At 36.7% G+C, this 12,912-nt stretch carries 7 protein-coding genes and 1 pseudogene; 7 read left to right on the top strand and 1 reads right to left on the bottom strand.

The window, feature by feature from the left end; translation table 11 throughout:
* The 3 genes and pseudogenes from ACFIO3_RS02545 to alaS form a co-directional block, all read left to right on the top strand.
* Positions 1–623: pseudogene (locus ACFIO3_RS02545) on the top strand (replication-associated recombination protein A); the annotation flags it as partial.
* A 990-nt stretch (positions 624–1,613) separates the two neighbouring features.
* On the top strand, positions 1,614–2,657 hold the full coding sequence (gene recA / locus ACFIO3_RS02540; protein ID WP_375606702.1) for a recombinase RecA: 1,044 nt from the start codon (positions 1,614–1,616) through the stop codon (positions 2,655–2,657).
* A gap of 209 nt (positions 2,658–2,866) precedes the next feature.
* Positions 2,867–5,533 carry an alanine--tRNA ligase gene (gene alaS, locus ACFIO3_RS02535; protein WP_375704079.1) on the top strand — a complete coding sequence of 889 codons (2,667 nt, stop codon included), beginning with the start codon at positions 2,867–2,869 and terminating at the stop codon, positions 5,531–5,533.
* A gap of 991 nt (positions 5,534–6,524) precedes the next feature.
* Here the strand turns inward: alaS and ACFIO3_RS02530 are convergent.
* Positions 6,525–8,312 (bottom strand): glucan ABC transporter ATP-binding protein/ permease, encoded by a 1,788-nt coding sequence (locus ACFIO3_RS02530; RefSeq protein ID WP_375615387.1) that lies wholly within the window; start codon positions 8,310–8,312, stop codon positions 6,525–6,527.
* A 219-nt stretch (positions 8,313–8,531) separates the two neighbouring features.
* Between ACFIO3_RS02530 and ACFIO3_RS02525 the strand changes: the two genes are divergently transcribed.
* The 4 genes from ACFIO3_RS02525 (at position 8,532) to ACFIO3_RS02510 (ending at position 12,905) form a co-directional block, all read left to right on the top strand.
* A complete protein-coding gene (locus ACFIO3_RS02525) occupies positions 8,532–9,515 on the top strand; it encodes an RluA family pseudouridine synthase (RefSeq protein WP_375615386.1) in 984 nt (327 codons plus the stop codon).
* 799 nt (positions 9,516–10,314) lie between these two features.
* Positions 10,315–11,334: an ATP-binding cassette domain-containing protein gene (locus ACFIO3_RS02520; RefSeq protein WP_375704078.1), complete on the top strand. Its 1,020-nt coding sequence runs from the start codon at positions 10,315–10,317 to the stop codon at positions 11,332–11,334.
* Positions 11,309–12,133, top strand: coding sequence for an ABC-2 family transporter protein (locus ACFIO3_RS02515; RefSeq protein WP_375615385.1), 825 nt, complete (start codon positions 11,309–11,311; stop codon positions 12,131–12,133). Before ACFIO3_RS02520 ends, ACFIO3_RS02515 begins: the two co-directional genes overlap by 26 nt.
* Positions 12,117–12,905 carry an ABC-2 family transporter protein gene (locus tag ACFIO3_RS02510; RefSeq protein WP_375610423.1) on the top strand — a complete coding sequence of 263 codons (789 nt, stop codon included), beginning with the start codon at positions 12,117–12,119 and terminating at the stop codon, positions 12,903–12,905. The genes ACFIO3_RS02515 and ACFIO3_RS02510 overlap by 17 nt, the downstream gene beginning before the upstream one ends.
* Positions 12,906–12,912: the final 7 nt, after the last annotated feature.

Raw genomic sequence — 12,912 nt, 5'->3', positions numbered from 1 at the left:
TTATTCAGCGTCGTGCGCCCATTTATGATAAAGGACGAGATGGGCATTATAATCTCATTTCAGCGTTGCATAAATCCGTTCGTGGATCTGATCCTGATGCTGCGCTTTATTATTTGGCACGTATGTTGGATGCTGGTGAAGATCCTCTCTATATTGGGCGAAGGTTGGTTCGTATGGCTGTTGAAGATGTTGGTTTGGCGGATCCTCAAGCTCTTATCATTTGTAATGCAGCAAAAGATGCCTATGATTATTTAGGATCACCAGAAGGAGAATTGGCTTTGGCGCAAGCATGTCTTTATGTTGCAACTGCGCCAAAGTCAAATGCAGCATATCTTGCGTATAAAGCAGCACTGCGTTGTGCGCGCAAAAATGGCTCTTTACCACCCCCTAAGCATATTCTTAATGCTCCTACGAAATTTATGAAAGAAGAAGGGTATGGAAGTGGTTATTGTTATGACCATGATGAACCAGACGCTTTTTCAGGACAAGAATATTTTCCCGAAAAACTTGGGCGTCAGAGTTATTATAAACCAGTTGAGCGTGGTTTTGAGCGTGAAATTGTGAAACGTCTTGAGTGGTGGCAACAGTTGCGCAAAAAACGTAAAGATCAAAATAAAATTTGAGTTGAAATATGTTTTTTATTAATCTCAGATTTATTTTTTATCTCTTATGTTATTATATGAGAAATTTAGTTTATATTTTAAACATTTATTGCATTGCTTGTAGAGATTTTTTTATGATATCTTCATAATTGCATATTTTTTCAAATTTAAATATGTCATTCAACTTTTAAGCTGCTTTATTTTTTTTGGTTTTTATTAAATAATATATTGACTTATAATGATAATTGACTGTTTCGTAAGTTGAATGAAAGTATTCAAATACCGTAAATTTCTCTCATCCCAAGTCTGTTATTTGTTGAAGCAATCAAGTTATTCGGTTACATGTTACAAGCAGGATTAGCGTGTGATAAAAACCGTACAAGAAAGGACTAAAAATTCCTCTTATGAATCGTCTCAAATGCCGAGAGCTGTGGCAACCTTAGGGGATGATAAATAGTGTGATGGTGCCAGCTTTCTCCTTCTATAGTGTAAAGATGGTGGCGTCAAAAAGTCTTACAGTATACCACATTCATAGGTGTTGTCACGAAGTGAGCTTGGAAGTTTTGAGAGGTGTTTCTTAAATTAAGTGTATGAATATGCAACACAATGGCGTTTTGTTCTTCGATGCAATATGGTGTGATTTTAATTGATGATGCGTTTTTATGTGATCAATAGCGGGAGAATTTTTAGTCTCTCAAGTATTTAATCAAAGGGATAAGCAGAAGGGCTATAGAACATTGTGTTGAAATTTAAATTGTTCCTTTTCTAGAGAGATATAAATGTGTTAACTTGCTCTCTTAGGAAGTATTGTTTTATTAGAATTTATTTTTTGTGTCATAAGATAAGCAATGCCAATTCTTTATTGTGATGCTCATGGTATGTTATGGACATAAGGTGGGGATAGGAATGCAAATAGTCTGTGAAAATCTAAACTCAAGACTTTAGTTAAATTAAAAGTACAGTGTAAAATTTAAGTGTTAGATTATTTATGAATCGGTCAAGGATATAGTCGTGGATAAAACAAAAGCTCTCGATGCTGCTCTCTCACAAATTGAACGTTCTTTTGGTAAAGGCTCGATTATGCGTCTTGGGCAAAAAGAGCAGGTTGTTGAAATTGAAACAGTTCCAACAGGGTCATTATCCTTGGATATTGCTTTAGGGATTGGTGGATTACCCAAGGGGCGCATTGTTGAGATTTATGGACCAGAAAGTTCTGGGAAAACAACATTGGCTCTCCATGCTATTGCTGAGGCACAGAAAAGTGGTGGGATTTGTGCTTTTATTGATGCAGAGCATGCACTTGATCCTATTTATGCGCGTAAGCTTGGTGTTGATTTAGAAAATTTGTTCATTTCTCAACCAGATACTGGTGAACAGGCATTGGAAATTACAGAGACGTTGGTTCGTTCTGGTGCAGTTGATGTGCTTGTTGTGGATTCTGTTGCAGCTTTAACACCGCGTGCGGAAATCGATGGTGAAATGGGGGATGCTTTGCCTGGATTGCAAGCGCGATTGATGAGTAAAGCATTGCGAAAATTAACAGCAGCGATTTTTCGCTCTAATTGTATGGTTGTTTTTATTAATCAAATTCGCATGAAAATTGGGGTGATGTTTGGTTCGCCTGAAACAACAACAGGGGGAAACGCTTTAAAGTTTTATGCTTCTGTTCGTTTGGATATTCGTCGCATTGGGTCTATTAAAGATAGGGATGCAATCGTTGGTAATCAGACGCGTGTTAAAGTGGTGAAAAATAAATTGGCACCTCCGTTCAAACAGGTTGAGTTTGATATTATTTATGGTGAAGGCATTTCTAAAGTAGGTGAATTGATTGATTTGGGTGTTAAGGTTGGTATTGTGGAAAAATCTGGTGCATGGTTTTCTTATAATTCTCAGCGTTTAGGACAGGGGCGTGAAAATGCAAAGCAGTTTTTACGTGAACATGCGGAAGTTGCTACAGAAATTGAAGCAGCTTTGCGCCAAAATGCTGGTTTGATTGCCATTGAATTGTTAGAAAATGCAGGTTCAGAAAATACAGAGAGCGATGAAGCCATTTGATGGAGCGTTTTTTCATCTATAATTTTTTTCATTTAAGATTTTTTCTGTTTTTATTTGTTTGAGTTTTTAAATATACAGTCATTTTTTCTCAATTTTTTTGAACAAATATTCCATTCTTTGATTAAATTGACTCCATGCGTGGCAAAGAGGATATTTAATGAGGGGGATTTTTCTTTTATGGTTTTGTACTGTATTGAGCAGGTGTCGGTATGAATAGTGTTAATAACATTCGGTCAACATTTTTGGATTATTTTCATCGTAATGGGCATAAAGTTCTTTCTTCTAGCCCACTTGTTCCACGTAATGATCCTACACTTATGTTTACAAATGCAGGAATGGTGCAGTTTAAAAATGTTTTTACTGGACTTGAAAAGTCCCCTTATAAGCAGGCAACAACGGCACAAAAATGTGTTCGTGCGGGTGGAAAGCATAATGATCTTGATAATGTTGGTTATACGGCACGCCATCATACATTTTTTGAAATGCTGGGTAATTTTTCTTTCGGTGATTATTTCAAAGAAGAAGCCATTTTTTTATCATGGAACCTTTTAACAAAAGAATTTTGTCTGCCAAAAGATAAACTGTTGGTGACAGTTTATCAGAGTGATGATGTTGCTGCTGAACTATGGCGTAAAATTTCAGGTCTTCCAGATGAAAAAATTGTCCGTATTGCGACGGCTGATAATTTTTGGGCGATGGGAGATACAGGACCCTGTGGTCCTTGTTCAGAGATTTTTTATGATCATGGTGATGAAATCTGGGGGGGGCCACCTGGAAGTGCTCATGAAGATGGGGATCGCTTTATTGAGATTTGGAATCTTGTTTTTATGCAGTATGAGCAGATTTCCAAGGAAGAACGTGTTGATTTACCTCATCCTTCTATTGATACAGGCATGGGGTTAGAGCGTATTGCTGCTGTTTTACAGGGTGTTCATGATAATTATGACATTGATCTTTTTCGTGCATTAATTGCTGCTTCAGAAGAAATTACAGGGATTGAGGCAAAGGGTGATTTTATTGCCAGCCATCGTGTCATTGCTGATCATCTTCGCTCGTGCGCATTTTTGATTGCTGATGGTGTTCTTCCTTCCAACGAAGGAAGAGGATATGTTTTACGTCGCATTATGCGTCGTGCTATGCGTCATGCCCATCTTCTTGGTGCTAAAGAGCCTTTAATGTGGCGGCTTTTGCCTGCTTTAATTCGCGAAATGGGACAAGCCTATCCTGAATTGGTGCGTGCTGAGTCTTTGATTTCAGAAATTTTGAAGTTAGAAGAAATACGCTTTCGTAAAACACTTGAACGAGGACTTGGTTTGTTAAATGAAGCGAGTAGTCTTCTTAAAGAGGGAGATCATTTAAATGGTGAAGTTGCTTTCAAGCTTTATGATACCTATGGTTTTCCGCTTGATTTGACGCAAGATATGCTTCGGCGTCGCGGAATATCTGTTGATGTTGATGCTTTTGATAAAGCGATGGAACACCAAAAAGAGGAAGCGCGTGCTCATTGGTCTGGTTCTGGTGAAGCTATAACGGAGACAATTTGGTTTTCTGTTCGTGATAAGGTAGGGGCGACAGAATTTTTAGGTTATGAAACAGAAAAAGCTGAAGGCATTCTTACAGCTCTTGTGTGTGATGGTAAAATTGTTGATCATATTTCTTCGGGGCAAAAAGCTATTCTTGTGGTAAATCAGACTCCTTTTTATGGTGAATCTGGCGGGCAAATTGGTGATAGCGGTATCATTTCTGGTGAAGATTTTGTTTTTGAGGTGCATGATACTCAGAAAAAGGGTGATGGTGTTTTTATCCATATTGGAGAAGTAAAATCTGGTCAGGCATCGAGGTCTGATTGTGTAGAATTAACCGTTGATGGTATTCGTCGTAAAAAAATTCGTGCAAATCATTCTGCTACCCATTTATTACACGAGGCTTTACGGCAAATATTGGGGGACCATGTTACTCAAAAGGGCTCTCTTGTATCGCCAGATCGGTTACGTTTTGATTTTTCTCATCCAAAGTCTGTTTCTTTGGAAGAATTGAAAAAAATAGAAGATTTAGCCAATGAGATTGTTTTGCAAAATAGTAAGGTCGTAACGCATCTCATGGACGTGGATGAAGCCATTTCTAAAGGAGCCATGGCATTATTTGGTGAAAAATATGGTGATGAAGTTCGCGTTGTTTCTATGGGGAAACAGTGTCACCAAGAGGGATTAAAAAAGCATTGGTCAATAGAGCTTTGTGGGGGCACACATGTGGAGCGAACAGGCGATATTGGTTTGATCCATATTGTTTCTGAAAGTTCTGTTTCAGCAGGAGTACGTCGTATTGAAGCCTTAACTGGCCAAGAAGCACGTTTTTATCTTTGTCGCCAAGATGAGCGTATTCATGAGATCGCTGATCTTTTAAAAACGTCTTCTTCTGGTTTAGAAGAACGGGTGCGAATTTTGCTTGATGATCGTCGTAAACTTGAAAAAGAGTTGAATGATGTACGCAAAAAAATGGTGTTGAGTGGTGGTATAACAGAAAGTAGTCAAGATGATATTACCATCATTAATGGGCTTTCTTTTCTCGGACGCATTGTCAAAAATATTTTACCACGGGATCTTAAGGCATTCGTCGATTCTGGAAAAAAACAAATTGAGTCTGGAGTCGTTGCTTTTATTAGTGTTTCGGAGGATGGAAAAGGCAGTGCTGTTGTTGGCGTTACGGATGATTTAACGGATAAGTTGAATGCTGTTGATCTCGTTCGTATTCTTTCAGTTGTGCTTGGTGGTCGAGGTGGTGGTGGTCGTCCTGATATGGCGCAGGCTGGTGGTCCTGAGGGAAACAAGGCTAGTGAGGCATTTGCAGCACTAAAAGATTTTCTTGAAAAAATTTAAAAAGCAAAATCTTTTCTCATTGGTGTTTTTGACATTTTTATGTTGGATTGGTGTATAAGTATCACGAGTATCTGTCTTATGTCTTGCTGAAATCCAGATATAGCGTAATGGGGGTTTGTACAAAATCGGTAGAGATAAAAACAGTGTTTATCTTTATCATCACTGTTTCATTTGATTTTATGTTTTTCAAGAGTTTTGGGAGTTACCTTTCAAAATAAGAAAGATTATGCAGCATTTTACACTTTGGTATATTTTTACGAAGAAGAGCAGTCATTGTGTGGCTCTTACAGATTTTTTTAAAGAAACATCTCTATCCTATTTTATAAAAAGGAATATCGCATAAATTTAAAGAGGTATATTAATGTCTGATTTATTATGATGCTATTTACTCAATGCATTGATTTATAATGATAATTTATTGTTTTATATCTTGAATAAGAGCTCCAAATATTCGTAGGATTTTCTCATTTTAAATCTATGTATGTTGAATCAATCAAAACCATTCACAGGGATTGTTGTGAAAAATAGGCTTAGGAGTATTGAGAAATATTTCTTAAAAAAGCACGTGATGAATGTACAACACAATGACATTTTGTTCTTGGCGAGGGGGGCTTCTACAAAAAACATGATAAACAAAAGTGTGAAGCAATATGTCATATCCATTATTAAAAAAACACTGTTTTAGATAGTTTTGAAGGTTGTAAAGCTGAGTTAAAAGAAGATGGTAAAACTGGAAGCTTTTTTACCTTTGCATTTTCCCCTAAATTCGATTGTATACTCATTAATATGCAAAGATATACGCAATAATTTTGTTCCAATCGAGTAAAATTTCAACAGTAGAAAAAGTGCGAAATGGTTTTAATCTTTTTTCAAAGATCTCGCGTCAAAAATGGATTGTGATATTCTTAGTAACCTTTTATTTGTATCAATAAAGTATTTTTGGTGTATTGAAGAGGTATTTCTTACATGAGATTTGTGAAGAGTATCAATTTTATGATGCTATGGCTTCATGTAAGAGGATGACGTTTTCATTTTCTCCTTCTATTTCTGGTGGTTTGATTGTTAAACCACTGGCTTTTAAGAATTGAGAAAAACGTCCGCCTCTCTCGATTAATTCTTGAAAGCTTCCTTTTTCAATTAAATGACCATGTTCTAGAAAGAGTACTACATCAGCATTGCGTACTGTTGAGAGGCGATGTGCTATAATGAAAGTGGTGCGATTATGGCTTATGCAATCAAGGGCATTTTTGACACGTGCTTCTGTTTCAACATCAAGAGCGCTTGTTGCTTCATCTAGAATGAGAATAGGGGCATTTTTTAAAACAGCGCGTGCAATTGCTAGTCGCTGTTTTTCTCCACCTGATAATTGAGATCCTCGTTCGCCCACCATTGTGTTATAATAATCAGCTTTTTTTAGAATAAAATCGTGAGCTTCTGCTATTTTTGCTGCTTCATAAAGTTCTTCATTCGTTGCGCTCGCTTTTCCTATTGAAATATTGTCATGAATAGTACGGTTGAAAAGACCTGAGTCTTGAAATACTGTTGCTAGAGATTTGCGTAAAGATTCGCGATTGATCGAGCATATATTTATTCCATCAATGGAGATATGCCCAAAGGTAGGGTCGTATACGCGCTGCAACAGATTGATCAACGTTGTTTTTCCAGCTCCTGTTGGTCCTACAATCGCAACAGTTTGTCCTGCTTTAACCTCAAAAGAAATATCAAAAACACCTTGAGAAGAATTTGGAAATTTATAGGTCACGTGATGAAATTGTATGGTGCCTTTAACATTTTGGAGGGAGGGAAGATTCTGCGGTTCGTTGATATGAAAGGTTGAGTCTTCCATTTCAAAAAACTCTTGCAGTTTTGCTTGTGAGGATATTGCACAATTAATAAAATTGCTCATTTGGTCTAGGCGGCTAATCATGAGTTGTGCAAATCCAACAAAAGCAACGACGTCACCTACTCGTAATTGACTTTTTGCAACAAAAAAAGCTCCAAGGAGAAGAACACAAACGATTGAAATCGTTGAAGCCATTCGATTTAAGCCACTGGCGAGCGCCCACCAATTGAGAACAGGATTTTGTGCTTTAAGCAGAGCATTTGTATGTTGGTGCAGTATGAAAGTTTCTTCTTTTATTCGGTTATAACTTTGTACAATGGAAACATTAGAGATTGAATCACTGACGTGTTTAAAAAGGTTATGATGATAGCATTCTACAGCGGCTTGTCCGTCTTTTGTTTTTCGCATCACTAAACGTGCAATTAATATATAGATGATGGCAAGCACAACCAAGACTATTGAAAGGCGCCAATTCATATTAAAGGCTATGGGGATGAGAACCAATAAGGCGACAAGCGTTGAGAGATGTTGTCGCATAAAATCAAGCCATATGGTTGACATGGAATCTATAGCGCGCAAAAGTGTATGGAGTGCGTTAGACGTTCCGCGTTGTTGATGCCAAATTAACGGCATGGCAATGATACGTTCGAAAGATTCTGTTAAAACCGTTAAGCGACGTCTATGGGCTAAGCGGTCTGCACCGCGAGCAACAAGGACATAAGCGATAATATGTGAAAGTCCAAAACAAACCCAAATGGCAAGAGTAGAGATGATACCTGTTTTTTCTGTAATAGAATCGATAACCCGTCCAAATAAAATAGGTTCTGCAATGGTGATAATCGCTAACATAACATTAGCGGTACAGATTAAAAGGGATGCATTTTTTTCTCTGTTTAGGTAAGTGAGAACACGTGCATAGGTTTTGAATAAGGACACTGTTAATTATCTCCATTCGCTGTTAAGCGTAAAGGTATTGATTTTTTTATAACGCTTAATTTTTAGCTAATAAAATTTGGACGTTAAGAAAAGGCAATTTTGGATACTAACTGTAATATGGTGTGATAAAGCCAACTAAAATATGAATTTTTGTGTTTATATTTGTGCTTATAAAGGCGCAAAAATAGATCAATAAAATTATCAGGCAAGGGAACTTTCATGGCAGGCGTAGAAATAAAAAAAGTTGAGGCTGATGAAAATGGAATGCGCTTAGATCGCTGGTTTAAAGTGCATTATCCAGGACTTGGTTTTGGAGTCTTGCAAAAACTGTTGCGTTCTGGTCAGATACGGGTTGATGGTGGACGTGTTAAAGCCGATACGCGTCTTTGTATGGGACAGGCTGTCCGTATTCCACCTCTCCCTATTAATGACAAAGAAAATCTTTCAATAACGGATAAAACACTTCGTGGGCAGGATGATGGGACCGTTTTAAAAAAAATGCTGCTTTATGAAGATCCAAAAGTATTTGTTTTTAACAAACCTGCTGGATTGGCTGTCCAAGGAGGCTCTGGTTTAACACGTCATATGGACAGTATGCTTGAGGTATGGCGCAATAAAAAAGGTGAAAAGCCGCGTTTGGTTCATCGTCTTGATCGTGAGACGTCGGGTGTGCTTATTGTTGCGCGATCAAGGGGAGCTGCTCAGTCCTTAACAGCTGCTTTTAGAGCGCGAGAAACAAAAAAGACTTATTGGGCGTTGGTTCGGGGCGTACCTAAAAAAAAGCAGGATAAAATTTCAACGTGGATGGTTAAGGAAATGACTGCACAAGGTGACAAAATGCGTGTTTGTGAACATGGGGAGCCAGATTCACATCATGCGGTTTCCTACTATCGCGTTTTAGATACGCGAGGGCGGGCTCTTTCGTGGCTTGAAATGGAACCCTATACAGGGAGAACACATCAGCTTCGTGTTCATGCTGCCCATATGGATCATCCTATCATTGGCGATTCAAAATATTTTTTTTCTGATAGTAATTGGACATTACCAGGAGGAATTCAAAATCGTCTTCATCTTCATGCACGTCGTATTCGTATTCCTCATCCTTCAGGAGGAATATTGGACATTGTTGCACCTTTACCACCTCATATGGTTCAAAGTTTTAATCTTTTGTCTTTTAATGAGAGTGATGCTGAAACAGAGTAAAAAAGCTTCGTTTATCCTTTTTGATTGGTAAAAATTTTGTCTATAAATTTGATGAGATGGATAGGGCTTCATTTGAAGAGAGCTTTAGTAATCGCTATGAGAAAATGGTGTTTTTGAGTGATGAATTTTGAAATATCATAAATTTTCTTTCTACAGTTCTTTATCCATATTGATTGTATTATTATCTCTAGATAAGGTGTATCGTTTAATAATCTGAGTTGATGAAGCTGCTCCTTTGAATTTATCTGTAGGGCTGTATATTGGGGAGGCGTGTCTGTTGAGGAAGATGAATGAGATAAAATCTGAAGGATATTTGCTGAAATGTGTAAAGGCGCTTTTTAATTTTTCATGGGAGATAATTGAGGCATTTTATAGTAATGCTGAGGAAAAGTAGCCTCTCAAAAAAATCCTGTTGTTAAGGAGGTTTGTTTTGTTATCAATGTGATTTGATATACTTATGATAGATTTACTATTTGTACCTTTGCTTACACCATGAAGATTTATTAACAAAGCTCTCCTTTCGATGATCAATTATTTTTCTACTTAATTTATCTGAATTTGTTCGAAAGATTTTCTTTCGTAAAAGAAGAAACAACTTTTAGCATTCTTAATGCTTTATTTCAGTGAATGCATCAGATTGAAGAAATATGCTATACCAAAAATTGGAGATTAAAGCTTTAGGTGCGTTTATTGCTCTTTAGGAGGGGGAGAACATGGTCGTTTTTTCCAGTGAAAAAACAGATATTCAAAGATTATGGGAACATTCCAAGAGGGGATAAGTTGAAATGAGGAGTGACTGATGGGATCATTATTGATTGACGTTAATAACGTCTCAAAAATATACCGTAGCATGGACAGAGGAACTTCTTTCAAAAAAAGAGTGCTTTCTCTCTTTAAGCCAGTATATACGAATTATCACGTGCTGAAAGATATCAGTTTTACCCTTTTTTCAGGACAATCTCTTGCTATCCTCGGAGCTAACGGGGCAGGTAAATCAACACTGATTAAAATACTTGCTGGTATACAATTCGTTGATAAGGGAAGTGTTAAAGTCTTGGGATTTAATCCGTATAAAACCAAGAAAGATCTGTTTAGACAGTTGGGGGTGGTCTTTGGTCATAAGAGTTGTTTATGGTGGGATTTACCTCTACGTTACAGTTTGGATATGGTGCAACCCTTATATGGTATTGAACGAACCTCTTTTATCCGCGACCTTAAAGAGATTGCAGAGTTGCTTGGTATTGCGCATATCATGGACAAGCCAGTGCGAATGCTGAGTTTGGGTGAGAGAGTCAAAAGTGAATTGGCATTTAATTTATCTTTTAGACCTAAATTATTGTTCCTAGATGAACCAACTATTGGTCTTGATATTACTTCTAAGCATGAAATTAGGGAGCTACTTACAAAACTTAAAAGAGAGCGAGGGATGGGATACATCATCACAAGTCATGATATGGGGGATATTGATGGTTACGTTGATGATATTCTTCTCTTGCATAAAGGAAACAAACACTTTTACGGTGATATTGATGCATTTAAAAATATGCTTCCTTCTTTGGTGAAAGTGACATTTTTTTGTGAACACTTGCAGGCGCTTTATGCTGTTGTAAAGAGAATGGATGAACTTTCGTTAAAATTGTCCGCTCCTTTAAAAAATAAAAAACTGAACAATGAAGAATGTTCATTGGAAATTTCGTTACCTCGTGGAGATTATTCGCATTTCATACGGGAAATGACAACTAAATTCAACTGTACGTTTTCTGTGTCCACTCCCTCATTTGAGGAGATGCTCCGTGTTAAATTTAAAGAATTTATTTAATTATTGTTTTGGCATGTTTTTTTATGCAAGGAATGGATTACTCTCTATTCTAAGTGATAGAGCCATGTTTTTTACTGATATTGTCATTGGGACACTTTCGCCATTTATTATTCAACTTCTATTATGGAATGCACTTTTCTCTGATATGGGAAACACCATAAATGGCTTTAGCTTTCATGATATGATGTATTATTATGCTTTTGCTTTAGTCTTAGGACGTTTAAATAATGGTTATAATGTGATTAAGTTTTTTTCTCATCATGTTAGGGAAGGTCAATTAGAAGTCTATCTCACAAAACCCTTTAGTTATATGACACAAATACTTTTTACTTTTTTAGGAGAGAGTGTATTATATTGCATTCCGTTATTGGCTCTTTTTGTTGCAAAGCTTGTTTTATCCTATGAAAATATTCTGGGATTGGTCATCTCTTTTCTGTTCTTTTTTCTGGTTGTTATTCTATCACAATTGCTTTGTTTTTTACTCTCTTTCGGGATTGCCTTATTAAGTTTTTGGGTGATTGAGTACAATATATTACTCTCTTTCAGTATTCTCAGTTCAGCGCTTCTTGGGGGTGTTCTTTTACCACCATCTTTTTGGTCGGTGTGGCTTATTCCGCTCATGCAATTTAATCCTTATCGTTTCATGATATCAGCTCCTGCCGAGTTTTTCGCGACGCAAAATTTAGCGTTGTTTCAGCAGTTTTTTTTCGGAAGTTTTGCTTATATTTTGTGTCTTTTATGCTTAATTCATATTGCTTGGAATAAAGGAATGAAGATGTATTATGGAGCGGGCGGTTGAGATGAAAATAATCCTTCATTTTATCAGCCTGAATATCTGCCGACAGATTGTTTATGGTAAGAATTTGGCTGGGGAGTTTATTCTTTCTCTATGCTATTATTTTATTCAATTCATATTTATTGATAGAATATCTTCTTTTTCAGGAAAGATTGGTAACTATAGCAGAGATGAAATTCATTTTATCTTTGTTGTCTTTGTTTTACTTGGGATATTTTTGAATATTTTTACTCATTCTATTGAAACGTTTTTTGAAAAAGTAGCGGATGGTAAAATTGAACCCTACTTGATAAAGCCTGTTTCAATCTGGTTGTTGATGTTGTTTGGTTGGTGCAAACCACTTAATCTGATAAAGCTATTTGTTCTTTATGTTAGTGCCTATTTGTTCGTATCATTACCAGATATGTATGATCTTAAGCTCAGATGGATCTCTTTTATTGTTGCAATATTTTGTGTTTTTATCGTCAATATTTGTTTTTTCATGACGTTTAATTTTGTGACATTTATTATTAGCCGTAAGATGCCTGTCGAATATTTTCATGAAATGATTTACGAGCTTTCATTTGTACCAATAGGAATTTATCCCTCAAGCATTGTAAAATGGCTTTTGTTTATGCTTCCCATGGCTTTTTCTGCTTCTTTTCCTGTATCCCTGTTACTTGGTAAAGGCGAATGGAATATTGGATATCTTCTGTCGAGCACTTTTCTTTCTATAGTCATGACTTTCATAATCTATAAGAAAACAATTATTAAATTTAATGGATTAGGGGGATGATATAAAA

The organism is Bartonella sp. AD328YNZD (assembly GCF_042196425.1).
This window is presented reverse-complemented; position numbering and strand designations above follow the sequence as displayed.